This is a genomic window from Corynebacterium hansenii (assembly GCF_030408795.1).
Taxonomy (GTDB): Bacteria; Actinomycetota; Actinomycetes; order Mycobacteriales; family Mycobacteriaceae; genus Corynebacterium; species Corynebacterium hansenii.
This window is the reverse complement of the sequence record NZ_CP047211.1, coordinates 650,989-675,972: the sequence shown is the minus strand read 5'-3', so window position 1 is coordinate 675,972 and position 24,984 is coordinate 650,989. Positions and strand designations below refer to the sequence as shown.

Sequence of the window (24,984 nt, the reverse complement as noted above, 5' to 3'; positions counted from 1 at the left end):
CCCGGCCCCGCGGCGTACCGCGGGACCGGGCCTTGCGACGGGGACCTAGAAGTCCCAGTCCTCGTCTTCGGTGCTCTCGGCCTTGCCCATCACGTAGGACGAGCCGGCGCCCGAGAAGAAGTCGTGGTTCTCGTCGGCGTTGGGGCTCAGCGCCGACAGGATCGCCGGGGACACCTTGCACTCGTCCGCCGGGAAGATGCCCTCGTAGCCGAGGTTGTTCAGCGCCTTGTTGGCGTTGTAGCGCAGGAACCGCTTGACGTCCTCGGTCCAGCCGAGCTCGTCGTACATGTCCTCCGTGTACTGGATCTCGTTGTCGTAGAGGTCCAGCAGCAGGTCGAAGGTGTAGTCCTTGAGCTCCTGGCGCTGCTCCTCGGTCAGGCGCTCCAGGTTCTTCTGGTACTTGTACCCGATGTAGTAGCCGTGGACGGCCTCGTCGCGGATGATCAGGCGGATGATGTCCGCGGTGTTGGTCAGCTTCGCGTGCGAGGACCAGTACATGGGCAGGTAGAAGCCCGAGTAGAAGAGGAAGGACTCGAGGATGACCGAGGCGACCTTCTTCTTCTGCGGGTCATCGCCCTCGTAGTAGTCGAGGATGATCTTCGCCTTGCGCTGGAGGTGCTCGTTCTCCTCCGCCCAGCGGAAGGCGTCGTTGATCTCCGGCGTCGACGCCAGGGTCTGGAAGATCGACGAGTACGACTTCGCGTGCACCGACTCCATGAACGCGATGTTGGTGTACACCGCCTCCTCGTGGGAGGTCAGGGCGTCCGGCAGCAGCGACACTGCGCCGACGGTGCCCTGGATGGTGTCCAGCATGGTCAGGCCGGTGAACACGCGCATGGTGGTGCGCTGCTCGAGCTCGTTGAGCGTGTTCCAGCTCTTGATGTCGTTCGACAGCGGCACCTTCTCCGGCAACCAGAAGTTTCCGGTCAGGCGGTCCCAGACCTCGAGGTCCTTGTCATCCGGGATGGTGTTCCAGTCGATGGCCGCCACCGGGCACTCCCGGGCCTCGGGGTGCTTCTCCCTGTGCGCGGGCGTCGACGGCGGGCAGTCCGAGCGATTCACGGTCATGTAATTCCTCCTGGTTCAACCGGGGAGTCTAGCCCCGATCTCCCCGGCGGGCTAACCCCTGGCGCGCGCCAGCTCGCGGCGCGACAGCACGCCGTCGGCGATGAGGTAGATGATCAGTCCGACCACGACGAGCCCGGTGAGGATCCACAGCACCGTGGCCACCACGGCCTCGGCGTCGTTGCCCGCCGGCGACAGCCCGGACAGAAACGTCGGCCCCAGGTCGACGAGCTTCGCGGTGTACGCGATGCCCACCGGCACGGCGATGTTGATGACCAGGTTGTAGAAGCCGATGGCCACGCCCGACTTCTCCGCCGGGATGTCCCCGACCGCCGTGGCCACCAGCGGTGCGTAGATCAGCGCGAAACCGCTGGGGAACAGCAGCATGGAGATGACGATGATGGACACGGACTTGCCGACGAACACCGCCGGCAGGATCAGCGCCAACATGATCAGCAGCAGCGCCGCGATGATGGTGTTGCGCGACGACAGGATCTTGCCCACCTTGCCCGACAGGGCGCCGACGACGACGGCGAGCGCATAGCCGGGCGCCAGGATGTACGCGGCGCCGTCGATCTTGATGCCGTGGAGCTTGTCGGCCAGGTGCGGCAGCAGGATGGCGGAGTAGCCCAGCTGCACGGAGTAGACGACGAGCACGACGGCCAGGACGGTGACGTAGCGGCCGTTGGCGAAGAACGCCGAGGTGACCAGCGCGTCGTCGTGGGCGCTCACGTGCCAGGCGAAGACGGCGATGCCGATGACGGCGGCGACGGCCCACGGCCAGGCGAATTTCTGCATGTACATCATCACCGCGGTGGCGACGACGGCGATGAGGAACAGGCCGAACACGTCGAGGTGGCTGCGCACGCTGGCGGAGTCGGGGACCTTCTTCAGGATGACCGGGATGGCGGCGACGAGCAGCAGGGACACCAGGAACATGGCGGTCCACGAGATGTAGGTGGCCATGATGCCCGAGGTCAGGGTGCCGATGAGCAGCGCGCCCTGGAACGCGGAGGTGGAGAAGCCCAGGTAGGTCTTCTGGTCGTCCTTGGACAGGTACTTGGTGACGTAGATGACGTACAGCGTCTCCGCGGCGGCGAGGCCGCAGGTCTGGATGATGCGGCCGACGAGGACGACCTCCCAGACGTTCTGGAACGCGAAGCCGATGGCGGAGCCCGCGGCGATCATGGTGATGCCGGCGACGAGCAGCTTGCGCATCGAGATCGAGTCGGCCAGCGCGGCGTAGACCACCGCGCCGATGCCGATGACGATGCCCGCCAGGGTGGCCTGGAGGCTGGCCGTGGTCAGCGACAGCCCCAGGTCTTCGGCGATGGGCTTGGTCATGAACTTGAAGCCGTTGTCGATGACCAGGCAGAAGACGAAGGTGAACAGGATGATCGGGACGGCGGCCTTGGGGTTCGGCGCGGCCAGCGGCTTGTCGGAGACCTTCATGGACTTGATTCCCATGGCTAGATCGCCGCCAGCGGGAGCGCGAGCTCCATCATGGTGGTGAACGCGGTCTGGCGCTCTTCGGCGGTGGTCTGGCCGCCGGTGACGATGTTGTCGCTGACGGTGAAGATGCCCAGCGCCTCGACGCCGGCGCGCGCGGCGGTGGCGTAGAGGCCGGCGGATTCCATCTCGACGGCGAGCACGCCCATGCGCGCCCACCGCTCGTTGGCGTCGGGGTTGTCGTTGTAGAAGATGTCGGACGACAGGATGTTGCCCACGTGCGTCTTCACGCCCTGCTCGCGGGCACGGTCGCGGACGTCCTCCAGCAGGCGGTACGAGGCGGTCGGCGCGTAGGTGCCGGGGATGCCGTACTGCGACAGGAAGTTGGAGTCGGTCGACGCCGACTGGCCGATGACCACGTCGTAGAGGTCGATGTCGGCCTGGAACGCGCCGCAGGAGCCGACGCGCACCAGCTTCTTCACCCCGAAGTCGTGGATGAGCTCGTACGCGTACAGCGAGATCGACGGGATGCCCATGCCGGAGCCCATCACGGACACCGGGTTGCCCTCGTACGTGCCCGTGAACCCGAGCATGTTGCGCACGGAATTGAACTGCACGACGTCGTCCAGGTAGGTCTCGGCGATGAACTTGGCGCGCAGCGGGTCGCCGGGCAGGAGGATGGTCTCGGCGATGTCGACGCCGTTCGGGTTGATGTGCGGGGTGCTCTCGCGGGCCATGGGGGCTCCTTCGGATCGGGCCTTTTCGGCGTGGAATGTGCGGCGTGGGCTTTCTTCGCTTTGCGACGGCTCTCATCCGCCGTATCGCGTCCCACGCTACGCCCGTCCAGAACACTCGTCAATAGCGCGATTTACATCTGTGCGCGGATCGTCGCAAAGCGGCCCGCACCGGCGCAAAAGCGAGGGCGGGCACCCGGGAAACCCCGGATGCCCGCCCTCTGCGATGCTCGCCGACCGGCCGCTACAGCATGCAGCTGACACAGCCCTGGACCTCGGTGCCCTCGAGGGCGACCTGGCGCAGTCGGATGTAGTAGATGGTCTTGATGCCCTTGCGCCACGCGTAGATCTGCGCGCGGTTGATGTCGCGCGTGGTGGCGGTGTCCTTGAAGAACAGCGTCAGCGACAGCCCCTGGTCCACGTGCTGGGTGGCGGCGGCGTAGGTGTCGATGATCTTCTCGTAGCCGATCTCGTACGCGTCCTGGAAGTACTCCAGGTTGTCGTTGTCCATGTGCGGCGCCGGATAGTAGACGCGGCCGATCTTGCCTTCCTTGCGGATCTCGATCTTCGACGCGATCGGATGGATCGACGACGTCGAGTTGTTGATGTACGAGATCGAGCCCGTCGGCGGCACTGCCTGCAGGTTGCGGTTGAACAGGCCGTGCTCCTGGATGGAGGCCTTCAGCTCGCGCCAGTCGTCCTGCGTGGGGATGGAGATGTTCGAGGCGTCGAAAAGCTCCTTGACCCGCTCGGTCGCCGGCGCCCACTCGGCGTCGATGTACTTGTCGAAGAACTCGCCGGTGGCGTACTTCGACTCCTCGAAGCCGCCGAACTTCACGCCGCGCTCGATGGCGATCTTGTTCGACGCCTTCAGGGCCTCGAACAGCACGCAGTAGAAGTAGATGTTGGTGAAGTCGATGCCCTCCTCGGATCCGTAGTGGATCCGCTCGCGGCCGAGGTAGCCGTGCAGGTTCATCTGGCCCAGGCCGATGGCGTGCGACTTGTCGTTGCCCTTGCGGATCGACGGCACCGAATCGATGGCGGTCTGCTCGGACACGGCGGTCAGGCCGCGGATGGCGGTCTCGATGGTCGCCGAGAAGTCCGGCGAGTCCATGGCCATGGCGATGTTCATCGAGCCGAGGTTGCACGAGATGTCCTCGCCGACCTCGTCGTAGGACAGGTCCTCGTGGTACGTCGACGGCGTGGAAACCTGCAGGATCTCGGAGCACAGGTTCGAGTGGGTGATGCGGCCCGCGATGGGGTTGGCGTCGTTCACCGTGTCCTCGAACATGATGTACGGGTAGCCGGACTCGAACTGGATCTCCGCCAGGGTCTGGAAGAACGCGCGGGCGTTGAGCTTGGTCTTGCTGATCCGCGGGTCCTCGACCATGTCGTCGTAGTTCTCGGAGATGTTCACGTCGGCGAACGCCTTGCCGTAGACGCGCTCGACGTCGTACGGGCTGAACAGGTACATGTCGTCGTTGCGCTTGGCCAGCTCGAAGGTGATGTCCGGGATGACCACGCCGAGCGACAGCGACTTGATGCGGATCTTCTCGTCGGCGTTCTCGCGCTTGGTGTCCAGGAAGCGCATGATGTCCGGATGGTGCGCGTGCAGGTACACCGCGCCCGCGCCCTGGCGCGCGCCGAGCTGGTTGGCGTAGGAGAACGAGTCCTCCAGCAGCTTCATCACGGGGATGACGCCGGACGACTGGTTCTCGATGTGCTTGATCGGCGCTCCCTGCTCGCGCAGGTTGCTCAGCAGCAGCGCGACGCCGCCGCCGCGCTTGGACAGCTGCAGCGAGGAGTTGATGGCGCGGCCGATGGACTCCATGTTGTCCTCGATGCGCAGCAGGAAGCAGCTCACCGGCTCGCCGCGCTGGGCCTTGCCGGAGTTGAGGAACGTCGGCGTCGCCGGCTGGAAGCGGCCCGAGATGATCTCGTCGACCAGGTGGCCGGCCAGTTCGAGGTCGCCGTCGGCCAGCGTCAGCGCGACCATGCAGACGCGGTCCTCGTAGCGCTCGAGGTAGCGCTTCCCGTCGAAGGTCTTCAGGGTGTACGAGGTGTAGTACTTGTACGCCCCCAGGAAGGACTTGAAGCGGAACTTGTGCGCGTAGGCCCGCTTGAACAGGGCCTTGATGTCCTCGAACTCGTACTTGTTCACCACGATCGGGTCGTAGTACTTGTTCTCGACCAGGTAGTCCAGCTTCTCCTTCAGGTTGTGGAAGAAGACGGTGTTCTGGTTGACGTGCTGCAGGAAGTACTGGCGCGCCGCCTCCCGGTCCTTGTCGAACTGGATCTTCCCGTTGTCGTCGTACAGGTTCAGCAGCGCGTTGAGCGCATGGAAATCAAGCTCGTCCTTGCCGATCGGCTCCGCCACGGTTTTCCCCATTTCAGCCACTGTGTTAGCTCCCTCTTCGTTTCCCTGGCTCGCGCCGGCTCGCTTGTCGCGTATCGCTTCTATTTGCTGTGCGTTTTTGCTTTGCGACGGCGCCCTCGCCGTCGCCCCTGTGTTTCTTGTCGGCCGCGTCCCCGTGCGACCGCCGTCCCCTCCCCTCTATATAAGAGGAACGGTGCGGCCGCCATGGGCGCGTGTCCCGGCGTCGGTCAGGAGGCCGCGCGGTGCTGGAAAAAGTCCGCCAGCCCGGATCGAACGACCTTCACGTCTTCGTCGTTGCCCATCAACTCGAACCGGTAGACGTACGGCACCTTGCATTTCTCGGCCACGATTTCCCCGGCCAGCCCGTAGTCGATGCCGAAGTTGGTGTTGCCCGCCGAGATGACCCCCCGGATGAACGAGCGGTTGTGCTCGTTGTTCAGGAACCGGATCACCTGCGGCGGCACCGGCCGGGATTTGTCCCCCGTGATGGATGATCCGCCCCCGTAGGTGGGGACGATCAGCACATATGGCTCGTCGACCATCAGTTCCGGCTCATTCCGGTGGATCGGGATCCGTGCGTTGGGGATGCCCAGCTTCTGCACGAACTTGTGGGTGTTGCCGGTGGCCGACGAGAAATAGACGATGAACAATGGCTTTCGCCACCCTTCGACGAAAGGCCGTGGTTCCCGCTGGAGCGGAAAAGCCACGGCCGGGGTTTCGGGCCCGCGGTTTACGCGGCCCGGAGGGCCTGGATGCGGTCGGGACGGAAGCCCGACCAGGTCTCGGAACCCGTGTCGACGACCGGGGCCTGCAGGTGGCCGAGCGCCATGACGTAGTCGCGGGCCTCGTCATCGAGGGTGATGTCCACGACGTCGTAGGAGATGCCGGCCTTGTCGAGGGCTCGGGTGGTGGCGCGGCACTGCACGCAGGCGGGCTTGCTGTAGACGGTGACCATGTCTCGCACGTTCCTTCAGTCAGTCGGTTCGAGGGATGTCGACCGGCGAGCCCTTCGGATCCTCCGGTCCGCGCCCTGAGTGGCGCAACACCAGAAACACTACACTTGGGGTTTGAAAAAGGCCAGTGGCACAACATGTAGTAGTTACAAGCATCGAATTCCCAGGATGGGGATTCCCCCGCCACTACATGTGGGGCGAAATGGCCTCACAACCTTGTGATTTAGTGGTCGAGGTCCCGAAATTCGCCGAAAACCGTCTATCGGAGACCGGCCGGTCCAGCTATCGGCCAATGTCCACGCAAAGAAAACCGCGCCGCATGGACCAGTCGGTCCATGCGGCGCGGCGGGAAACCCTTCGCTCTTAACCCTGGCGGGCCTTGAAGCGCGGCTCCTTCTTGTTGATCACGTAAACCTTGCCACGGCGGCGCACGACCTGGGCGCCCGGCTTGTTCTTCAGCGACCGAAGGGACTTGCGGACCTTCATTCGGGCGCTCCTTTCTTCTCGGCTCCTGTGGGCGGTGGCGGGCCGCGCCACTCCCCCGTCGGAAAAACGATTGGGATGCGACAACCCGGTGGCGCCGACCTGCGGCGCCACGACACGAACGGCCATGTTACCCAAACCGGCGCCCCGACACAAAAAGCCCCGCATCCCGAAACGGGAGGCAGCGGCCTCCCCGTCAGCGCCGACGGGTGCGCGCCAGCCCGACGAGCAGGGCCACGCCCCACACGGCGAACAGCGGATCCCACAGCCACGCATGGCCGATCATCGCGCCCCGGTCGTACCCGCCGACCGGCTCGATGACCGAGGCAAGCACGAGGTTGCCGATCACCGTCGTCAGCCCGCCCCACCCGATCAACGTCACCGCCGCCAGCCACGACGCCAGTCGCGTCAGCCGTGGCCACGGCCGCCACGCCCGGGACTGCAACCACAACGGCCCGATCGCGACGGCGAACTTGACCAGCGCCACCGGGTACAGCAGCCACATTCTCGAGGCGAACCCGTCGGCGAACGACTCGCCCATGGTCCACAGCAGACCGGTCCCGCCGAGCGCCCAGTACAGGGAGATCGCCGCGTGCGCCCCGCCGGCCAGCGCCGCAAGCCAGAACCAGTTGGACCTCGTCATGCCCGAACCGTAGGCGCGTCCGAGTCGACCGTCCAACCGGGAACCCGGCATCGTCGGGAAAAGGGCGCGTCAGGCCCCCGCGGCGCGCAGGTCTTCGCTGACCTCCGACAGCGATCGCCCCGTGGTTTCCGGGACCATCTTCCACGTGAAGGCCAGCGCCATCGCACCGGTGACGGCGAAGAAGAGGAAGGACCACGAGCCGCCGACGACGTCGACCATCGGCAGGAAGGCCTGCGCCACGAACCAGTTGGCCGCCCACAGCGCCAGGCCGGCCAGGCCCATGCCCGCACCCCGGACCTCGGCGGGCACGACCTCGGAGATGAGCAGCCACGTGGCCACGGAGACTGCGGCCTGCTGGAAGGCGATGAATACGGTCATCAACGCCAGCGACGCCATGGCCCCGGCCGTCGAGTTCGACGCCAGGCCGTAGACCGGGGCCAGCACGCCCAGCGAAATGGCGCAGCCGGTCAGGCCGATGATCAGCATCCGTCGGCGGCCGACGCGGTCGATGATGCCCATGCCGACGGCGCAGGCGATGACCGACACGGTGCCGATCAAAATGGACGTGTACACGGAGTTTTCCGCCGACAACCCGACCTTGTTCATCATCGTCGGCGCGAAATACATGATGGCGTTGGCGCCCGTGACCTGCTGGGTCACGCCGATGAGCATCGCGATGATCACCGCGCGCCGGATCCACGGCACCTTCAGCGCCGCACGTTCGGCCGCCCGCTGGTCCTCGCTCATGGAACCCTCGGCGATCTCGACGTCGGAAAGCTCCGCCCCCGGCCCGTGCATGCCGCGCAGGACCTTGAGCGCATCGTCGCGGCGATCGCGGCGCAGCAGGTAAGCCGGGGTGTCGGGCAGCAAGAGCATGCCGACGAGCAGAATCACCGCGGGCACGGCACCCAGCCCCAGCATCCAGCGCCACGACCCCGACCCCGCCAACGCGGAGTTGGTGAGGAACGCGACGAGCTGGCCGATGACGATCATCAGCGAGTTGAGGCTGACCAGGCGGCCGCGGATGTGCGGGGGCGACATCTCGGAGATGTACATGGGCACGACGATGGACACGCCGCCGATGCACACGCCCAGCAGCGTCCGCGCGGCCCCGAGCTCCAGCGCCGACCCGGCCGCCGCGCACCACAGGCTGCCGGCGATGAATCCGACCGCGCCGATGAGCACCGTCGACCGGCGGCCGATCGCGTCGGCCACCCGGCCGCCGGTGAAGGCGCCGATGGCCGCGCCGACCAGCAGCATCGCGGTGACGGTGGATTCCTGTGCCGGCGTCAGCTCGAAGGACCGCTGGATGAACAGCAGGGCCCCGGAGATGACGCCGGTGTCGTAGCCGAAGAGGAGGCCGCCCAGGGCGGCGATGACGGCGACGGCGATGGCCCGGCCGGAGCCGCGGGCCTCGGTGGAGGGTCGGGTTGGTGCGTTCACGGGGGCAATCATGCCACCGAAACCGGATGGAAACCTCGCCGACGTACCCTGGGCCCATGAACTACCCGAAGGATGGCCTCCGCGAGCGCATCATCGCCGAACTGCACGTGTCCCCCGAGATCGACCCCGCAGCCGAGGTCGACGAGCGCGTGACCTTCCTGGCCGACTACCTCGCGGCGACCGGCGCCCGCGGTTTCGTGCTCGGCATCTCCGGCGGGCAGGACTCGACGCTGGCGGGCAAGCTCGCGCAGATGGCCGTGGAGCGGGTGCGCACCGACGCCGGCGGCACCAACCCGGACCACCTGGCCGATCCGGTGTTCGTCGCGGTGCGCCTGCCCCACGGCGTGCAGGCCGACGAAGACGACGCCCAGACCGCCCTGCGCTTCATCCACCCCGACGAGTCCGTCACCGTGGACATCGAGCCGGCGACCACCGCGATGAACGCCGCAGTGTCCGGGGCCATGGGCATCCGCGGGCTCGGCGACTTCAACAAGGGCAACGTGAAGGCCCGCCAGCGCATGATCGCCCAATACGCCATCGCCGGCGAGCGCGGCCTGCTGGTCGTGGGCACCGACCACGCGGCCGAGGCGGTGACCGGCTTCTACACCAAGCACGGCGACGGCGGCGTGGATCTGGTCCCCCTCGAGGGCCTGACCAAGGGCCAGGGCGCGCGGATGCTCGAGCATCTCGGCGCACCGGAGTCGACGTGGACGAAGGTGCCGACGGCCGACCTGGAGGAAGACCGCCCCGCGCTTCCCGACGAGGTCGCCCTGGGCGTCACCTACGCGGCCATCGACGCCTACCTGGAAGGGCGCGACGTGTCCGACGCCGATGCCGCGCGCATCGAGCACCTGTGGCGGATCAGCCGGCACAAGAGGACCACGCCCCCGGGGCCCTCGCAGGATTGGTGGCGCGCCTAGGCCTCCCGGGCGAAGGCGTCCGCCCCCGCCGTCCACACCGGGTCGGCGGTGTCCCCGGATTCCTGCACCAGCTCCGCGATGACCAGGCCGTGGGCGAAGGCCCACAGCGCCAGTCCGCGGGCCTCGTCCCCGCCGGCGACGCGCGTGAACGGCTCCCGGATCCAGCGGTCCAGGTCGGTGGGCTCGACCATGTTCACCACGCGGGCGCGGCTGATCAGCCGGTACCCGTGGGGATCCGCCGACGCCGCGCGCCGGTACGCCTTCAGCAGCGAGCGCGGGCAGGGGTCCTCGTCCACGGCCTCATGCAGCGCGGCGCCGAGGTTGCGCAGCGTTTCGTCGAGAAGCAGCCGGTACAGCTCATCCTTGCCGGTGATGTGCTTGTACAGCGACGGCGCCTTCACGTCCAGGCGGGCGGCCAGCCGGCGCATGCTGACGTTGCGCCACCCCGACTCGCGCAGCATCGACCGCGCCTCGTCGAGGATGTGCTGGACTCGCGGCGAATGCTGGCCGGGTGCGGCGATCGTCGGCGGGAGCTCGCGCGCCTCGGACATGGGAGCATCACCTTCCGGAATGTTCATGATGCTGGTCACAGACCGGAGGGTAGCGCCGAAAACGGCGGTGCGTGCGGCTTTCGGTGAAAACGGGTGACGCCGTCAGTAACGCTCGGGCTCGTCGCCGAGGTGGAACTTGCGGCCCGAGATCTCGTCCGGCGTGACCACGACGTAGTTGTACTTCAGGGTCGGCAGCCACGGCTTCAGCGGCAGCTGGTCGGCCTTCGCGATCTCGTCGTTGGACTTCAGGGCGCGGGCGGTGCCCTTGACGATGACGGACCAGGCTTCCGCGGCCTCCGAGTCGACGTTGTCCGCCTCGAAGAGGACGTCGTCGTTGAGGGTGAGGGTGAACAGCTTGGACCCCTCCGCGGTGCGGAACCAGATGGCGCCCTCGTGGACGACGTAGTTCAGCGGGAAGAGATCCATGTCGTCTTTGCGGCGCACCACGAGGCGGCCGAAGGTCTTGGTCGACAGCAGTTCGAGGGACTCCTCGTCCGACAGCTTCTGGATCACGTCATTGTTTTCGCTCATGGCACCCATTGTTCCATCGTCCGGACTTTCACGCAGACCCGCCCCTGCCCTATCTGCGCACCTGACGTGCGCATATCGGATATCCCCAGGCAGCCGGACGTTCGGCGGCCGAACGCCGTTAGGGGTGGCGACTGGGATGGCCGCCGACTCAGGGCCGGACCGCCCGCCGACCGGACGTTTGGCCCGAAGAGACCGGTGAACCCGCTCTGCGGGACCCGGGCGGGTGGTCCCGTGGCTAGGCTCGAGACATGGAGACCGTGACACGAGCGGTTCATCCCGCTCTTCGGAGCTGCCTGGCTGCGCCCATGGTGGCCTACGACATGGTGCTGCCGGCCGACGCCGTCCACGTGGGAGTGCCCGGCACGGCCGCCACGGTGATCATCGCGGTGGAGGAGCCTCTCGATGTGGGGTGGCTTCACGAACCCACCCGATCCACGGCGCGCTGGTGTTCGATCTCCGGTCTTCATCTGCGTCCGGCGCTGATTCACACGCACGGGCTGCAACGGGGCATCCATCTGGCCGTCACGCCGATCGGGTGCAGGGCACTCTTCGGCGCACCGATCGGCGCGGTGACGGAACACACCGTCGACATGGACGACCTGCCGCGGGGGCTGACCCGTGACGAGCATGAAGCCATCGCCGGCCGCACCACGTGGACGGACCGCCTCGCCGCCGCGGAAGCCATGCTGTTGGCCCGGCTGAACGGGTGGGCCGCCGACGCCACGGTGACGGCGGCGTGGCGCCTCCTCGGGGACGGTCTTCCCGTCGCCCGGGTGGCCGCCGAAGTCGGGTACTCCCGGCGCCACTTGAGGAATCGCGTCCGGGCGGAGTTTGGCCTGTCACCCAAAGAGATCAGCCGTCTGGCGCGCTTCGAGAAGGCCCGGCGCCTCGTCGCATCGGGAGCGTCCCTGACCGAAGCGGCCGGCGGGTGCGGCTATGCGGACCAGTCTCACCTCTCGCGGGAATGGAAGGGATTCGTCGGAGCCAGTCCCAAAGCCCGAACCGAAGACTTCCCAAACCTTCAAGACCTGGCGCCGGTCGCCGACCATGATTGAACGCATGACGACGACCAAGCCCCAGCTTTTCCACTCCCTCACCTACGCCGATGCCGACAAGGGTCTGGCGTTCCTCGCCGCGCTCGGTTTCGAGCAAATCCTCGTCGTCCGCGACGATGCGGACCCCAGCCGAGTCGAGCATGCCGAACTGCGGTGGCGCGACTCGGGCGGGATCATGCTCGGCTCCAACCGGCGAGCGGGCACCCACGAGATCCCCGACACGGCGGGGCAGAAGTGCTGCTACCTCGTGGTCCCGACGGACGCCGACGTCGACGCAACCTACGAGAAGGCGCTGGCAAACGGCGCCACGACCATCGAAAAGCCCGCCGACCAGCCCTACGGCGGTCGTGTCGCCACCGTCGCGGATCCGGAAGGCAATCACTGGTCCGTGGGCTCGTACCCCGGCCAGTGAGAACACGAAAGCCGCAACCCCGTACGACGCCCCGGCCCACATCACCGCGGAAAAGAAACCGCGAACGCAAAAGGCGGGGCCGCACCCGGTTTCCCGGATGCGGCCCCGCCGTTCAAGTGGAGCTAAGGGGACTCGAACCCCTGACCCCCACACTGCCAGTGTGGTGCGCTACCAGCTGCGCCATAGCCCCGCATGAAGTTGTGTTTCCGCGATCTCCCGCGGCCACGGGAAAACGGCGAACCGTTTTCCTGTGGAGCTAAGGGGACTCGAACCCCTGACCCCCACACTGCCAGTGTGGTGCGCTACCAGCTGCGCCATAGCCCCTGATCATTTCCGCGCCCGCACCTTCCGGCACGCGCCTCGGACTCCCTGTAAATTACACGGCCACCCGGGGATTACCCAAATCCCCAGGTGGCCGGATAATTCGGCTACTTGGCCTTGCCGGCTTCCAGGGCGTTCTTGACCCACTCTCCAAGAGTGCCCTGCTTGGCGTCCTTCAGAATGTCCTTGCCGTCGACGATGACGTGCGGCGAGGAAATGGTGCCGATGGCGCCGTTGAGCTTCTCGCCGTTGGCCTTGGCCGCCTCGCGTGCCGCGGACAGGTCCAGGCCGTCGCGGACGTCGTCGACGACCTCGGAGGGCGCGTCCATCATCTTCAGGCGATCGGCGTACTGCTCGAAGTCCCACGTGTACGCCTGCTGCATGTCGCCCATCAGCAGGGAGTGGAAGTTCCAGAACAGGCGGGCGTCGCCGGTTTCGGCGATGCGCTGCATGACGGCCAGTGCCTTGGTCGAGTGCCCCTCGCCCTGGCGGTCCAGGAAGTTCAGCGGGTGGTATTCGACCACGAGCTTGCCATCGTTGAGCGCCTGCAGCTCATCCGCGTGGCCGCCCTTGGACATCTCCGCGCAGTGGGGGCAGGAGAAGTCCTCGTAGACCTGGGCGACGACGGCGTCGCCGCCGGCCTTGTCGGAGGCCAGCCGGAAGACGTTGTCCTTGGCCTGGACGGAGAACGACACGTCCTCGTTCGGGAGCCCCTCGATCGGCTGGTTGCGCCCCATGTACAGGACGACGCCGATGACCGCGGCGACGATGGCGATGAGGGCGACGATGCCGACGACGAAGCCGGAGCCCTTCTCGTTCGGATTCTTGATTTTCTGGCTCACGGATCACACGATAGCGGCCCGCCGCCCGCCGGTCACGCGAGCGGAATCAAGGGCGCAACGCGAAACGCTCGAACGGCCGCCACATCGTCCACGCCGCCATGGCCAGGAACAGCGCGTCGCGCCCCATGGATTTCAGGTACGTGGCCGGGCCCGCGCCGGCGTCGTACCCGCCGCCGCCGAAGCACCCGCAGTCGATGCTCAGGCCCCGCGCCCACGCGGAGGCGATGCCGAGGATGAACCCGACCAGGATGATCGCCGACGCCGCGCCCGCCCAGCGGAGGAACACGCCGAGCAGCAGCATCAGCCCCAGCACGAGCTCCCCCGCCGGCAGGGCAGTGGCCAGGAAATCGATCCATCCCTCGGGCAGCAGTTCGTAGGCGGCGATGGCCTGCCTGCTGTCGAGGGGGTTCGCGAGCTTCACGCCGCCGGACCACAGCCACACCGCGGCGAGCCCGAAGCGGGCGATGAATGCGATGGCCTCCCGCATCACGCGCCCAGCACCTGCGACACGACGTCCTGGGCCTCCGCCTGCACCTGCTCGAGGTGGTCGGCGCCCTTGAAGGACTCGGCGTAGATCTTGTACTTGTCCTCGGTGCCGGACGGGCGGGCCGCGAACCAGGCGTTCTCGGTGGCCACCTTCAGGCCGCCGATGGCGGCGCCGTTGCCGGGGGCCTCGGTGAGCTTGGCGACGATCGGTTCGCCCGCCAGCGTGTCCGCCGTGACCTGCTCCGGCGAGAGCTTCTTGAGGATCGCCTTCTGCTCGCGGGTGGCGTCGGCGTCGGTGCGCGCGTAGGCGGGCGCCCCGAACTTGTCGGCCAGCTCCGCGTAGCGCTGCGACGGCGTCTTGCCGGTCACGGCGATGATCTCGGCGGCGAGCAGGTCCATGATCAGGCCGTCCTTGTCGGTGGACCAGACGGTGCCGTCGTGGCGCAGGAAGGACGCGCCGGCGGATTCCTCGCCGCCGAAGCCGACGGAGCCGTCCATCAGGCCGGGCACGAACCACTTGAAGCCGACGGGCACCTCCACGAGCTTGCGGCCCAGGTCGGCGACGACGCGGTCGACCATCGAGGAGGACACGAGGGTCTTGCCCACGGCGGTGTCCGCGGCCCAGTTCGGGCGGTTGGCGAAGAGGTAGTCGATGGCGACGGCCAGGTAGTGGTTCGGGTTCATCAGCCCCGCGTCGGGGGTGACGATGCCGTGGCGGTCGGCGTCGGCGTCGTTGCCGGTGGACAGGTCGAACTTGTCGCGATTTCCGATCAGCGACGCCATGGCGTTCGGGCTGGAGCAGTCCATGCGGATCTTGCCGTCGGTGTCGAGCGTCATGAACCGCCACGTGGCGTCGACCAGCGGGTTGACCACGGTGAGGTCGAGGCCGTGGGCGTCGGCGATGGCGCCCCAGTAGTCGACGGAGGCGCCGCCCATGGGGTCGGCGCCGATCTTCACGCCGGCGCCGCGGATTGCGTCGAGGTCGACGACGTTGGGCAGGTCGGCGACGTACTCGTTCATGTAGTCGTGCTTGACCACCAGATCGCCGGCCTTGTCGGCCGACTGGCGCTTGACGCCGTCGAGGCCCTCGGCCAGGTATTCGTTGGCGCGCGCGGCGATCCAGTCGGTGGCGTCGGAGTCGGCGGGGCCGCCGGTGGGCGGGTTGTACTTGAAGCCGCCGTCGCGCGGCGGGTTGTGCGAGGGGGTGACCACGATGCCGTCGGCGCGGCGGCGGTCGGAGGCGCCCAGGTCGCGGTTGTGCCGCAGGATGGCGTGGGACACGGCGGGCGTCGGGGTGTAGCGGCCGCGGGAGTCGACCATGACGGTGACGCCGTTGGCGGTGAGCACCTCGATCGCGGAGATCATGGCGGGCTCGGACAGCCCGTGGGTGTCGCGGCCGATGTACAGCGGGCCCTCGACGCCCTGCCCCGCGCGGTAGTCGACGATCGCCTGCGTGGTGGCGTGGATGTGGTCCTCGTTGAACGCGGTGTCCAGCGAGGAGCCGCGGTGGCCGGAGGTGCCGAAGGACACGGCCTGGTCGGCGTTGCCCGGCTCCGGGTGGCGCGTGTAGTACGCGGTCACCAGCTCGGCGACGTCGATCAGATCCTGGTGCTGGGCAATCTGCCCGGCGCGCTCGTGGGCCATGGGGTGTCCTCCTGCTGTCGTGCCGTAACCGGTTTCCTTTCCAGTGTCCCCGTTTTCACCGGGCGCCGCAGCGCGGCCCCTGCCCATCCGGGGGAGGGTACGATCCGTGCCGTGACCGTCCCTTCCGTTTCCCGCGCCCGCGCCCATGCGCTGGTCGCCGCGGGGTCGGCGGCGGGTGCGGTGCTGCGGGTGCTGGCAGGTTGGGCGGCGTCGCCTTTGCTCGGCGACGCCTGGTCGACGGTCCTGGTCAACGTCCTCGGCTGCTTCGCCATCGGCGCGGTCGCCGCCATGCCCGCCCTGGCGCGGTGGTGGCCCCTGGTCGGGCCGGGGCTGCTGGGAGGTTTCACCACGTTCTCGGCGTTCATCGTGCTTCTCGACGGCGCCTCCCCACGGGAAGCGGCGATCCTCGTCGTCGTCACGCTCGTCGCCTGCCCCGTGGCCGCCCTGCTCGGGGAGAGGACGGTGACCCGTGCCCGTTGACTCCCCCGCGGGCGCGCTGCTCGCCCTCGTCCTCGTCGCGGCGGGGGCGGCGTTCGGCGGAATTACGCGGCACTGGTTCGGCGAGATCTCCGCGCGAATCGCGTGCAGCGCCCTGCCCGGGACGTTCTTCGCCAACGTCGTCGCCTGCGCGGTGGCGGGGCTCGCGTGGTCGCTGTGGGGCGGCGCGGGTCCGCTCTGGGCTTTCGTCGGCGCGGGTTACGCCGGGGCGCTGTCCACGTGGTCGACCCTGGCGCGCGAGGCCGTCGATCTGTGGCGCACCCGATCGTGGTGGGCGGTGGGATACCCCGTGCTGACCGCCGTGACCGGGGCGTCGGCGGCGTCCGTGTTCCTGGGCTGAATCCGTCCCCGGGGTGAGATTCCCGGGCGAATCCCACGTTTCGCGGCCCTACCACGCCCGGAATGGGGTGGTCGGGCGGTAACTTCTCCCCCATGAACGAATTCTTCAGCGGGCTCGACTCCTTCGTCTGGAGCCCCTTCCTCCTCATCCCCCTGCTGCTGGGCACGGGCCTGTGGCTGACCATCCGCCTCGGCGCGGTGCAGCTGCGCATGCTCGGCCCGTCGCTGCGCCTGGGCCTCATCGAACGCAAGGACGACGGCGGCGAAGGCGACATTTCCCAGTACCAGGCCCTGTCCACCGCGCTGGCCGCGACGGTCGGCGTCGGCAACATCGTCGGCGTCGCCACCGCCATCGGCCTCGGCGGCCCGGGCGCCCTGTTCTGGATGTGGGTCACCGGCCTCGTCGGCATGGCGTCGAAGTACGCCGAGGCGTTCCTCGGCGTCAAGTACCGCACCACCGACGCCGCCGGCGAACAGTCCGGCGGCCCGCAGTACTACCTGAAGAAGGCCATCCCGAACTCCTTCGGCAAGGTCCTCGCCTACCTCTTCGCGGTGTTCGCGGCCATCGCCGCGTTCGGCATCGGCAACCTGACGCAGGGCAACGCCGTGGCCACCAACCTGGAGAACGTGTTCGGCCTGCCGGCCTCGGCCACCGGCGCCATCATGTTCATCCTCGTCGGCGCGGTGCTCATCGGCGGCATCAAGTCCATCGGCCGCTTCACCGCGGCCTTCGTGCCGATGATGATCATCCTCTACATCGCCGCCGCCATCTGGGTCCTCGTGGCCAACATCTCCGCCATCCCCGACGCCATCGGGCTGATCTTCACCGACGCGTTCACCGGCACCTCCGCCGTCGGCGGCTTCGCGGGCGCGGGCATCATCCTGGCCATCCAGATGGGCGTCGCCCGCGGCCTGTTCTCCAACGAGTCCGGCATGGGCTCGGGCGCCATCGCCGCCGCCGCGGCGACCACCACCCACCCGGTCCGCCAGGGCCTGGTCTCCATGACCCAGACGTTCATCGACACCATCATCGTCGTGTCCTTCACCGGCCTGGTCATCATCACCACCGGCGCCTGGGAGGAGGGCGCCGAGGACGCCGGCGCCATGACCGCCCACGCATTCTCCGCGGGCCTGCCGGGCACCTTCGGCGGCCAGCTGGTGGCCCTGTCCATCGTGTTCTTCGCGTTCTCGACGATGCTCGGCTGGTCCTACTACGGCGAGCGCGCCCTGGAGTCCATCGTCGGCCGCCACGGGACGATCCCCTACCGCTTCATCTTCACGTGCGTCGTCTACGTCGGCGCCGTCACCGAGCTGGAGACGGTGTGGGCCTTCGCCTCCGCCCTCAACGGCCTGATGGCCCTGCCGAACCTCATCGGCCTGATCGTCCTGTCCGGCCTCATCGCCCGGGAAACGAAGGCCTACCTGGACTTCGACCCGCAACTGCGGGCGTCGGCCAACGAGGTCGCCGAGTGGGAGCGCAACCGGGTGCTCTCCGGCCGCTGACGCGGATACGCTGGGGGCGATGGCCGACCATGAACCCCACGCCCTGAGCACCTCCGATGCCCTGTCGCTGGTGAATTCCGGCGACGGGGGACTCGCCTCCGCCGAAGCTTCGCGACGCCTCGCGTCCGACGGGCCCAACGCTCTGCCCGAACCGGACCGCGACGGCGTCGTCACGCGTTTTCTGGGCCATTTCAACGACCCGCTGATCCACGTGCTCCTGGCCGCGGCCGCGATCACGGCCCTGATGCGGCACTGGATCGACACCGCGGTGATCCTGCTGGTGGTGGTGGTCAACGCCCTCATCGGCTTCATCCAGGAGGGGCAGGCCGAGAAGGCGCTGGAGGGCCTGCGGACCATGCTGACGGCGTCGGCGCGGGTGCTTCGCGACGGCTCGCCCGTCACCGTCCCCGCCGATGAGCTCGTCGCCGGCGACGTCGTCCTCCTCGGCCCGGGCGACCGCGTGCCCGCGGACCTGCGGCTGCTGCGCACCTCCGATCTGCGCGTCGACGAATCGCCGCTGACCGGCGAATCCGAGCCCGTCACCAAGGGCGCCGAGCCGGTCCCCGCCGATGCCGGCGTCGGCGACCGCACCTCCATGGCCTTCTCCGGCACGCTGGCCGTGGCGGGCACCGGCGCGGGCGTGGTCACCGCCATCGGGCGCGACACCGAGATCGGCCGCATCGACCGCATGCTCGGCGACGTGCAGACGCTGGAGACGCCGCTGACCCGGTCGATGGCGAAGTTCGGGAAGCAGCTGACCTTCATCGTCGTCGGCCTGGCGGTCCTGCTCATGGCCGTCTCGCGCCTGGTGCACGGCTCCGCCCTCCTCGACGTCGGGCTCCAGGCGATCAGCTTCGCCGTCGCCGCCATTCCCGAGGGGCTGCCCGCGGTGATGGCCATCGCCCTGGCCCGCGGCGTGCAGGTCATGGCCCGGCGCAACGCCATCACCCGCAAACTCGGCGCGGTGGAGACCCTCGGCTCCGTGTCGGTGATCTGCACCGACAAGACCGGCACGCTGACCAAGAACGAGATGACGGTGCGCGAGGCCGTCGTCGCCGCCGGGCCGGTGGAGATCTCCGGCACCGGCTACTCCCCCGACGGCGAACTGTCCGGCCCGGCCGCCGGCGACCCGGCCATCCGCGCGCTGGCCGCCATCGCCGACCGCGCCAACGAGGCCGAGGGGCGGCGCAAGGACGGCCGGTGGCTCCTCGTCGGCGAACCCACCGACGGCGCGCTGCGCGTCTTCGCCCTGAAGGCGGGCCACTCCCGCGGCGCCGACGACCGCGTCAGCGACGTCCCCTTCAACTCCGACAACAAGTGGATGGCCGTCCACGACGACGCGCCCGCGCCCCACGATCTCCCGCCCGCACCCGCCGGCGGCGACGACGGCAGCGTCTTCCTCAAGGGCGCGCCCGACCGGCTGCTGGACCTGTGCACCCACGAAATCGCGCCCGGCGGCGGGGTCCGCGGGCTCGACCGGGGATTCTGGGAGGCGGAAATCGACCGCCTCTCCGGGCGCGGCCTGCGGGTCCTGGCGGGCGCGTTCCGGCGCGGCGGGGCGTCGGAAAGCGACGGGGACCTCGACGAAAACGACGTCGCCCTGGGCGGGTTCACCTTCGCGGGGCTCTACGGCATCATCGACCCGCCGCGGCCCGAGGCCATCGAGGCCGTGGCGCACTGCCGGGCCGCCGGCATCCGCGTGAAGATGATCACCGGCGACCACGCCGGCACCGCCTCCGCCATCGCCCGCGAAATGGGCATCGGCGACCCCGACCCCGCCACCGGCGAGATCCCCGCCATCACCGGCCGCGAGCTCGAGGCGATGGACGACGGGGAACTCGCCCGCGCGGCCGCCGCCCACGACGTCTTCGCCCGCACCTCCCCCGAGCACAAGCTGCGGCTCGTCGGCGGGCTGCAATCGCTCGGCGAGGTCGTGTCCATGACCGGCGACGGCGTCAACGACGCCCCGGCCCTCAAGCGCGCCGACGTGGGCGTGGCCATGGGCGTCAAGGGCACCGAGGCGACGAAGGAAGCCGCCGACGTCGTGCTCGCCGACGACAACTTCTCGTCCATCGCCCGCGCCGTCCGCGAGGGCCGCGCCATCCACGACAACCTGCGCAAGACCATCGTCTACATGCTGCCGACCAACGGCAGCGAGGCGCTGGTCATGTTCGCCGCGGTGATGGCGAACCTGACGCTGCCGCTGACGCCCCTGCAGATCCTGTGGGTGAACATGGTCTGCGCGGTGACGCTCGGCGTGGCGCTGGCGTTCGAGGACCCCGAGCCGGACGTCATGGACCGGCCGCCGCGCGACCCCGGCGAGCCGCTTCTCGACGGCATGGCCGGCATCCGCATCGCCGTCGTGTCCCTGCTGCTGGGCGGGATGACCATGGCGGTGTTCTATTGGGCGCTCGACGGCGGCACCGCGGTGGGGACGGCCCGGACGCTCGCCGTCAACGCGCTGGTCGTCGGCCAGATCTGGTACCTGTTCAACGCCCGCCACCTGCGGGAGCACAGCTTCCGGGCGGACCTGTTCACCACCAACCCCGCGTCGTGGATCGCGGTGGCGGCGCTGGTCGCCCTGCAGCTGCTGTTCACCTACGCGCCGTTCATGCACGCGGCCTTCGGGTCGGCGCCGCTGGGCGCCGCGCAGTGGGGCCTGATCGTGGCGCTCGGCACGGCGGTGTTCGCGGTCGTCGAGGGCGAGAAGGCCCTCGGCCGGGTCATCCGCAGGTCGGGGCGGCGCCCGGGTCGTCGAGCGCCTTCACCGCGTCGCCCAGCGACCCGACCTTGATCAGCTTCATGTCGCCGGCCTCGGCGGTGCGCGCCTCGGCGCAGTTGGCGCCGGGGACCAGGAAGAACTCCGCCCCGCCCTCGCGGGCCGCGGAGATCTTGTGCGTGATGCCGCCGATCGGCCCGACGACGCCGACGCCATCGATGGTGCCGGTGCCGGCGATGGTGCGGCCCTCGGTCAGGTCCCCCGGGCTGAGCTTGTCCACCACCGCCAGCGACAGCATCAGGCCCGCGGAGGGGCCGCCGACGCCGGAGACGTTGTACTGCACCTTCACGTCGCCCTTGGGCTGCGCGGCCATGCCGACGCCCAGGAACGCCCTCTTGTCGTCGTCGGGGTTCGCGCCGAGCTCGACCTCGATCTGCTTCTTCTCGCCGCCGCGGACGACATCGAGGGTGACGCGGTCGCCGGGCGCATGCCCCGCGACGGTGCGCTGGAGGGTCTCCGGCCGGTCGATGTCGTCGCCGTCGATGGCGGCCAGCACGTCGCCCTTCTCCAGCTTCCCCTCGGCGGCCGAGCCCTTGGTCACCAGCGCCACGGTGACCTCGATGGGCAGCCCGAGCTGACGCAGCGCCGACGCGGTGGCGTTGGCCTCCGATTCGGTGAACATCAGGGCGTTTCGTTCCTTGACGTCGTCCTGGCTCAGCCCGGGCGGGAACACGGCCTCGATGGGCACGACCTTCTGGTCCGGATCCGCCCACATTCCCATCACCTGCGCCAGCGACAGCTTGTGCGCCACGGCGACGGTGGTCATGTTGAGCTCCCCCGCGGACGGGTCGGGGTCCCCGCCCGCGACGACGACCGCCTCCTTCCCGTCTATGTCGCCGAGGACGTCGAAAAGCGGCCCCGGCCCTTCGGCGGCGAAGGGCACGGCGATCTGCGGCGAGGACAGCACGGCCGCCAGCGCCAGGATCGGCGCGGCGCCGACGAGCAGGGTTCTGGTGCGGCGATTCACGAACGCCAACCCTACCGGTGCTTCGTGTTCGCCCTGCGCGAGCATCGCCGGGAACCCGCGGACGAACAGTGACCGGGCACCCCCGCGCCGGTACGGTTGGGAGCATGAGTGGACAGGGATTCGGATTCACGCCCGACGACGATGACGACCGCGACAAGGGCCGTGACAAGGGCAAGGACGAAGGCAAGGACCGGGGCGGCCAGAACCCGTTCGGCGACTTCGGCATTTTCGGGTTCCCCATGGGCGGCCAGGGGGGCCAGGGCGGCGCGGGCCTGGGCGACTTCCTCAACCAGCTGGGCCAGATGATGTCCGGCATGGGCCAGCAGATGGACGGCCAGGGCGGCGGGGGCGTCGACCATTCCGTCGCCGAGCGCATCGCGCGCCAGCGGATCGGGCAGGTCGCGCCGGTGCGCGACTCGGAGCGGGAGGCGCTTTCCGACGCCCTCCGCCTCGCCGAGCTGTGGCTCGACGAATCCACGACGCTGCCCGCCGGCGCGAACCGTGCCGAGGGCTGGAACTCGCTGCAGTGGCTCGAGCACACGCTGCCCACGTGGAAGCGCATCGTCGACCCGGTCGCCGAGCAGATGGCGGAGGCGTCCGTCGCCGGCATGCCGGAGCAGGCCCGCGAGATGATGGGCCCGATGCTCGGAATGATGTCCCGGATGAACGCCATGAATTTCGGCGTCCAGCTCGGCGGCGCGCTGGCGGACCTGGCCAAGGACGCCCTGACCGGCTCCGACCTGGGCCTGCCGCTGCACACGACCGGCGCGGCGGCGATGCTGCCGACGCACCTGACCGCCCTGGCCGAGGAGCTGGAGCTGCCCGCCCGCGAGCTGTACGTATACGCCGCCGCCCGCGAGGCCGCCCACCAGCGCCTCTACGACCGGGTGCCGTGGCTGGTCGAGCGCATGATTTCCTCCGTCGAGGAGTACGCGTCGGGCCTGGTCATGGACTACTCCGGCGTCGAGGAAGCCGCCCGCGGCCTGGACCTGGAGTCGCTGCAGGACCCGTCGAAGCTGCAGGAGGCCATGTCCGCCATGCAGAACATGGACCTGTCGCCGAAGATCACCTCCGCCAACCAGCACGCCCGCACCCGCCTGGAGACGCTGCTGGCGCTGGTGGAGGGCTGGGTCGACGTCGTGGTGGCCGACGCCCTCGGCGAGCGCCTGCCCGGTGCGGTGCAGCTCGACGAGGCCTGGCGCCGCCGCCGCGCATCCACCGGCGCAGAGCAGGCCCTGGAGAAGGCGACCGGCATCGACCTGGGCGCCCCGAAGGTCCGCGAGGCCGCCGACCTGTGGCGCCGCCTGACCACCGCCGTGGGCGTCGAACGCCGCGACGGCGTCTGGGACCACCCCGATTTCCTGCCCGTGGCCGAGGACCTGGACAACTCCGCCGAGTTCATCGACGGCGTCCTCGGCGGCGACGCCTCCGACGACTTCGACCCCATCGCGGAACTCGAGGACCAGCTGCGCCGCGAGGCCGAGGAAGGCGACGAGCGGGACAAGCGCGACGACGGCGACGCGAAGAGCTAGGACCGCACCCCCCACCGCTGATACGCCTCCAGATAGCCCCGCGCCCGCTCGTGGTGCGGGGCCTTCGACGCCCAGGCCCAGAATTCGTCCGAGTGGCCGTCGTCGATGAACGTGTGCACGAGCTCATGGACGATGACGTCGTCGAGGACGTACTCCGGCACGTCGGCAAGCCTGTGCGAGACGCGGATGCGCCCCGGGTCACCCGTCACCGACGCCCAGCGCCGCGACATGTTGCGGACCCATTTGATCGACTCCATCCGCGGCCGGCCCTCCAGCACGGTGCGGGCGAGGCGGCGGGCGCGCTTGTCCAGCGCGGCGTCGTCGAGGTTGTTGCCGACCTTGTGCCGCACCCGCTCGACGATCTCCTCGACCTGGCGGCGCTCCTCCGCGTCGGGCAGATCGTCGGGGACCATGACCACGATGCGGCTGCCCTCCGCGCGGGCGGAGACCGTCCGGCGGCGTCTCTTCGAGCGCCGCACGTCGACGTCCGGCCCGTAGTCGGGTCGATCGCGATTCGGGCGCTTTCGGTCCATGGCCCCAGCGTAGACGGGTGCGGGGGTGAAACGCGCCGTTTCCGGGGGTGCGCGTGTGCGGCACCCGTGCTTCAGTGGCGCCATGGGGGTCGGGATCGGGGGATCGGCGCCGGTGCACCTGCACCGCCACGTCGCGGTGCTGCTGCGGCCGGGCGGGCGCATCCAGTTCGGGTCGGATCCGCGCACGTGCCTGGTTTTCCCGCTTCCCGACGACGTGTCCCCCGGCCCCGTCTTCTCCGCCCTCCTCGCGGGCACCCGCGGCGCCTGCGTGGCCGAGGGTTTGGCCGGCACCGAATTGCCGGCGCCGATGGCGTCGGGGCTGGTGGGCGAACTGCGGAGGGCGGGGCTCGTCGAAAAGCACCGCGAACCAGGCCCCGTGTCGCTCATCGGCCGCGACGGCCTGCGCCCGCGGTTGGCCGAGGCGCTGCGGCTGCGGGGCTGGTCGCCGACCTCGCGCATTCCCGATGCCGGCGCCCGCCGGTGGGTGGAGCGGGCGACGGTCGCGGACATCGGCGCGATCGTGCTCACCGGTTTCGAGGTGCCGGACGTCCCCCTGCTGCGGACCCTGCGTGGCCGCGGGATCCCGCATCTGTCCGTGGTGCTCCGCGACGGCGCCGGCATCGTCGGGCCGTGGGTGCCGGATCCCTCGGCGCCGTGCCCCGCCTGCGCCGAAGCGCACCGCGCCGACGACGACCCCGCCCGCCGCGTCCTGGCGCTGCAGCTGGCGGGGAGGGTCGGGACGGCGCCGCCGGAGACGATGACGGCGACGGTCGCGACGGCCATGGCCCAACTTCGCGATCCCGGGGCGCTGCGCGGCGCGGAGGTGGTCGTCGATCCGCATGGCCTGCGCGGCGGGGTGCGCCCCCTGCTGCCGCATCCGCGTTGCCCGGTGTGCGCGGGGGCGGCGGCCGTGGCCCGATGACG

Annotated in this window: 25 protein-coding genes and 2 tRNA genes; 9 read left to right on the top strand and 18 right to left on the bottom strand. The window is 69.2% G+C overall.

What is annotated here, in order from left to right; genetic code table 11:
* Positions 1-45: 45 nt before the first annotated feature.
* The 9 genes from nrdF to CHAN_RS02990 form a co-directional block, all read right to left on the bottom strand.
* Positions 46-1,068, bottom strand: coding sequence for a class 1b ribonucleoside-diphosphate reductase subunit beta (nrdF, locus tag CHAN_RS03030; protein ID WP_048739330.1), 1,023 nt, complete (start codon positions 1,066-1,068; stop codon positions 46-48).
* A gap of 51 nt (positions 1,069-1,119) precedes the next feature.
* Positions 1,120-2,517, bottom strand: coding sequence for an MFS transporter (locus tag CHAN_RS03025; RefSeq protein WP_377748416.1), 1,398 nt, complete (start codon positions 2,515-2,517; stop codon positions 1,120-1,122).
* A 17-nt stretch (positions 2,518-2,534) separates the two neighbouring features.
* The gene (deoD, locus tag CHAN_RS03020) at positions 2,535-3,251 is read right to left on the bottom strand and encodes a purine-nucleoside phosphorylase (RefSeq protein ID WP_290291639.1); all 717 of its coding nucleotides are present in this window, start codon (positions 3,249-3,251) and stop codon (positions 2,535-2,537) included.
* Between the two features lie 241 nt (positions 3,252-3,492).
* Positions 3,493-5,637 carry a class 1b ribonucleoside-diphosphate reductase subunit alpha gene (nrdE, locus tag CHAN_RS03015; RefSeq protein WP_290291637.1) on the bottom strand — a complete coding sequence of 715 codons (2,145 nt, stop codon included), beginning with the start codon at positions 5,635-5,637 and terminating at the stop codon, positions 3,493-3,495.
* A gap of 215 nt (positions 5,638-5,852) precedes the next feature.
* The gene (gene nrdI, locus CHAN_RS03010) at positions 5,853-6,275 is read right to left on the bottom strand and encodes a class Ib ribonucleoside-diphosphate reductase assembly flavoprotein NrdI (protein ID WP_290291635.1); all 423 of its coding nucleotides are present in this window, start codon (positions 6,273-6,275) and stop codon (positions 5,853-5,855) included.
* An 80-nt stretch (positions 6,276-6,355) separates the two neighbouring features.
* Positions 6,356-6,580: a glutaredoxin-like protein NrdH gene (nrdH, locus tag CHAN_RS03005; protein ID WP_048739318.1), complete on the bottom strand. Its 225-nt coding sequence runs from the start codon at positions 6,578-6,580 to the stop codon at positions 6,356-6,358.
* A gap of 361 nt (positions 6,581-6,941) precedes the next feature.
* Positions 6,942-7,064: a type B 50S ribosomal protein L36 gene (ykgO, locus tag CHAN_RS03000; protein WP_005511141.1), complete on the bottom strand. Its 123-nt coding sequence runs from the start codon at positions 7,062-7,064 to the stop codon at positions 6,942-6,944.
* A 193-nt stretch (positions 7,065-7,257) separates the two neighbouring features.
* Positions 7,258-7,704, bottom strand: a complete 447-nt coding sequence (locus tag CHAN_RS02995) for a DUF3995 domain-containing protein (RefSeq protein WP_290291629.1) — start codon at positions 7,702-7,704, stop codon at positions 7,258-7,260.
* A 69-nt stretch (positions 7,705-7,773) separates the two neighbouring features.
* On the bottom strand, positions 7,774-9,147 hold the full coding sequence (locus CHAN_RS02990) for a sugar porter family MFS transporter (RefSeq protein ID WP_290291626.1): 1,374 nt from the start codon (positions 9,145-9,147) through the stop codon (positions 7,774-7,776).
* Between the two features lie 56 nt (positions 9,148-9,203).
* Between CHAN_RS02990 and nadE the strand changes: the two genes are divergently transcribed.
* The gene (nadE, locus tag CHAN_RS02985; protein ID WP_290291624.1) at positions 9,204-10,067 is read left to right on the top strand and encodes an NAD(+) synthase; all 864 of its coding nucleotides are present in this window, start codon (positions 9,204-9,206) and stop codon (positions 10,065-10,067) included.
* Here nadE and CHAN_RS02980 read toward each other — a convergent pair.
* Positions 10,064-10,657: a TetR/AcrR family transcriptional regulator gene (locus CHAN_RS02980; RefSeq protein ID WP_241485322.1), complete on the bottom strand. Its 594-nt coding sequence runs from the start codon at positions 10,655-10,657 to the stop codon at positions 10,064-10,066. The two genes, nadE and CHAN_RS02980, sit on opposite strands and share 4 nt — an antisense overlap.
* A gap of 63 nt (positions 10,658-10,720) precedes the next feature.
* Complete coding sequence (locus CHAN_RS02975; protein ID WP_290291620.1) at positions 10,721-11,149, bottom strand: pyridoxamine 5'-phosphate oxidase family protein; 429 nt, start codon at positions 11,147-11,149, stop codon at positions 10,721-10,723.
* A gap of 248 nt (positions 11,150-11,397) precedes the next feature.
* Between CHAN_RS02975 and CHAN_RS02970 the strand changes: the two genes are divergently transcribed.
* On the top strand, positions 11,398-12,204 hold the full coding sequence (locus tag CHAN_RS02970) for a helix-turn-helix domain-containing protein (RefSeq protein WP_290291617.1): 807 nt from the start codon (positions 11,398-11,400) through the stop codon (positions 12,202-12,204).
* 4 nt (positions 12,205-12,208) lie between these two features.
* Positions 12,209-12,616: a VOC family protein gene (locus CHAN_RS02965; protein WP_048739311.1), complete on the top strand. Its 408-nt coding sequence runs from the start codon at positions 12,209-12,211 to the stop codon at positions 12,614-12,616.
* A gap of 117 nt (positions 12,617-12,733) precedes the next feature.
* Here CHAN_RS02965 and CHAN_RS02960 read toward each other — a convergent pair.
* The 5 genes from CHAN_RS02960 to pgm all read right to left on the bottom strand — a co-directional run bounded on the left by CHAN_RS02960 (position 12,734) and on the right by pgm (position 15,909).
* Positions 12,734-12,806, bottom strand: a tRNA-Ala gene (locus tag CHAN_RS02960).
* A gap of 61 nt (positions 12,807-12,867) precedes the next feature.
* A tRNA-Ala gene (locus CHAN_RS02955) sits at positions 12,868-12,940 on the bottom strand.
* A 104-nt stretch (positions 12,941-13,044) separates the two neighbouring features.
* Complete coding sequence (locus CHAN_RS02950; RefSeq protein WP_290291578.1) at positions 13,045-13,779, bottom strand: DsbA family protein; 735 nt, start codon at positions 13,777-13,779, stop codon at positions 13,045-13,047.
* 46 nt (positions 13,780-13,825) lie between these two features.
* Positions 13,826-14,266: a MauE/DoxX family redox-associated membrane protein gene (locus CHAN_RS02945; RefSeq protein WP_290291576.1), complete on the bottom strand. Its 441-nt coding sequence runs from the start codon at positions 14,264-14,266 to the stop codon at positions 13,826-13,828.
* Positions 14,266-15,909, bottom strand: coding sequence for a phosphoglucomutase (alpha-D-glucose-1,6-bisphosphate-dependent) (pgm, locus tag CHAN_RS02940; RefSeq protein ID WP_290291574.1), 1,644 nt, complete (start codon positions 15,907-15,909; stop codon positions 14,266-14,268). The genes CHAN_RS02945 and pgm overlap by 1 nt, the downstream gene beginning before the upstream one ends.
* Positions 15,910-16,020: 111 nt before the next feature.
* On the opposite strand from pgm, the gene CHAN_RS02935 reads away from it, so the two are divergent.
* The 4 genes from CHAN_RS02935 to CHAN_RS02920 all read left to right on the top strand — a co-directional run bounded on the left by CHAN_RS02935 (position 16,021) and on the right by CHAN_RS02920 (position 21,043).
* Positions 16,021-16,389 (top strand): fluoride efflux transporter FluC, encoded by a 369-nt coding sequence (locus CHAN_RS02935; RefSeq protein WP_290291570.1) that lies wholly within the window; start codon positions 16,021-16,023, stop codon positions 16,387-16,389.
* On the top strand, positions 16,379-16,747 hold the full coding sequence (locus CHAN_RS02930; RefSeq protein WP_290291567.1) for a fluoride efflux transporter FluC: 369 nt from the start codon (positions 16,379-16,381) through the stop codon (positions 16,745-16,747). The genes CHAN_RS02935 and CHAN_RS02930 overlap by 11 nt, the downstream gene beginning before the upstream one ends.
* A 92-nt stretch (positions 16,748-16,839) precedes the next feature.
* Positions 16,840-18,249 (top strand): alanine/glycine:cation symporter family protein, encoded by a 1,410-nt coding sequence (locus CHAN_RS02925; protein ID WP_290291565.1) that lies wholly within the window; start codon positions 16,840-16,842, stop codon positions 18,247-18,249.
* 19 nt (positions 18,250-18,268) lie between these two features.
* Positions 18,269-21,043 carry an HAD-IC family P-type ATPase gene (locus tag CHAN_RS02920; protein ID WP_290291562.1) on the top strand — a complete coding sequence of 925 codons (2,775 nt, stop codon included), beginning with the start codon at positions 18,269-18,271 and terminating at the stop codon, positions 21,041-21,043.
* On the opposite strand, the gene CHAN_RS02915 is transcribed toward CHAN_RS02920, so the two are convergent.
* Entirely contained in the window at positions 20,973-21,995 is a 1,023-nt protein-coding gene (locus CHAN_RS02915) for a YlbL family protein (RefSeq protein WP_290291560.1), read from the bottom strand. The two genes, CHAN_RS02920 and CHAN_RS02915, sit on opposite strands and share 71 nt — an antisense overlap.
* Positions 21,996-22,099: 104 nt before the next feature.
* On the opposite strand from CHAN_RS02915, the gene CHAN_RS02910 reads away from it, so the two are divergent.
* Positions 22,100-23,527, top strand: a complete 1,428-nt coding sequence (locus tag CHAN_RS02910) for a zinc-dependent metalloprotease (protein ID WP_290291558.1) — start codon at positions 22,100-22,102, stop codon at positions 23,525-23,527.
* Here CHAN_RS02910 and CHAN_RS02905 read toward each other — a convergent pair.
* Positions 23,524-24,060: a YgjP-like metallopeptidase domain-containing protein gene (locus tag CHAN_RS02905; RefSeq protein WP_290291555.1), complete on the bottom strand. Its 537-nt coding sequence runs from the start codon at positions 24,058-24,060 to the stop codon at positions 23,524-23,526. The two genes, CHAN_RS02910 and CHAN_RS02905, sit on opposite strands and share 4 nt — an antisense overlap.
* A gap of 82 nt (positions 24,061-24,142) precedes the next feature.
* On the opposite strand from CHAN_RS02905, the gene CHAN_RS02900 reads away from it, so the two are divergent.
* The gene (locus tag CHAN_RS02900; RefSeq protein WP_290291553.1) at positions 24,143-24,982 is read left to right on the top strand and encodes a TOMM precursor leader peptide-binding protein; all 840 of its coding nucleotides are present in this window, start codon (positions 24,143-24,145) and stop codon (positions 24,980-24,982) included.
* Positions 24,983-24,984: the final 2 nt, after the last annotated feature.

Coding starts and splice junctions, on each gene's coding strand:
- nrdF (WP_048739330.1), bottom strand. CDS start 1,068: ATGACCGTGAATCGCTCGGACTGCCCGCCGTCGACGCCCGCGCACAGG.
- CHAN_RS03025 (WP_377748416.1), bottom strand. CDS start 2,517: ATGAAGGTCTCCGACAAGCCGCTGGCCGCGCCGAACCCCAAGGCCGCC.
- deoD (WP_290291639.1), bottom strand. CDS start 3,251: ATGGCCCGCGAGAGCACCCCGCACATCAACCCGAACGGCGTCGACATC.
- nrdE (WP_290291637.1), bottom strand. CDS start 5,637: ATGGGGAAAACCGTGGCGGAGCCGATCGGCAAGGACGAGCTTGATTTC.
- nrdH (WP_048739318.1), bottom strand. CDS start 6,580: ATGGTCACCGTCTACAGCAAGCCCGCCTGCGTGCAGTGCCGCGCCACC.
- ykgO (WP_005511141.1), bottom strand. CDS start 7,064: ATGAAGGTCCGCAAGTCCCTTCGGTCGCTGAAGAACAAGCCGGGCGCC.
- CHAN_RS02995 (WP_290291629.1), bottom strand. CDS start 7,704: ATGACGAGGTCCAACTGGTTCTGGCTTGCGGCGCTGGCCGGCGGGGCG.
- nadE (WP_290291624.1), top strand. CDS start 9,204: ATGAACTACCCGAAGGATGGCCTCCGCGAGCGCATCATCGCCGAACTG.
- CHAN_RS02975 (WP_290291620.1), bottom strand. CDS start 11,149: ATGAGCGAAAACAATGACGTGATCCAGAAGCTGTCGGACGAGGAGTCC.
- CHAN_RS02970 (WP_290291617.1), top strand. CDS start 11,398: ATGGAGACCGTGACACGAGCGGTTCATCCCGCTCTTCGGAGCTGCCTG.
- CHAN_RS02965 (WP_048739311.1), top strand. CDS start 12,209: ATGACGACGACCAAGCCCCAGCTTTTCCACTCCCTCACCTACGCCGAT.
- CHAN_RS02945 (WP_290291576.1), bottom strand. CDS start 14,266: ATGCGGGAGGCCATCGCATTCATCGCCCGCTTCGGGCTCGCCGCGGTG.
- pgm (WP_290291574.1), bottom strand. CDS start 15,909: ATGGCCCACGAGCGCGCCGGGCAGATTGCCCAGCACCAGGATCTGATC.
- CHAN_RS02925 (WP_290291565.1), top strand. CDS start 16,840: ATGAACGAATTCTTCAGCGGGCTCGACTCCTTCGTCTGGAGCCCCTTC.
- CHAN_RS02920 (WP_290291562.1), top strand. CDS start 18,269: ATGGCCGACCATGAACCCCACGCCCTGAGCACCTCCGATGCCCTGTCG.
- CHAN_RS02910 (WP_290291558.1), top strand. CDS start 22,100: ATGAGTGGACAGGGATTCGGATTCACGCCCGACGACGATGACGACCGC.
- CHAN_RS02905 (WP_290291555.1), bottom strand. CDS start 24,060: ATGGACCGAAAGCGCCCGAATCGCGATCGACCCGACTACGGGCCGGAC.
- CHAN_RS02900 (WP_290291553.1), top strand. CDS start 24,143: ATGGGGGTCGGGATCGGGGGATCGGCGCCGGTGCACCTGCACCGCCAC.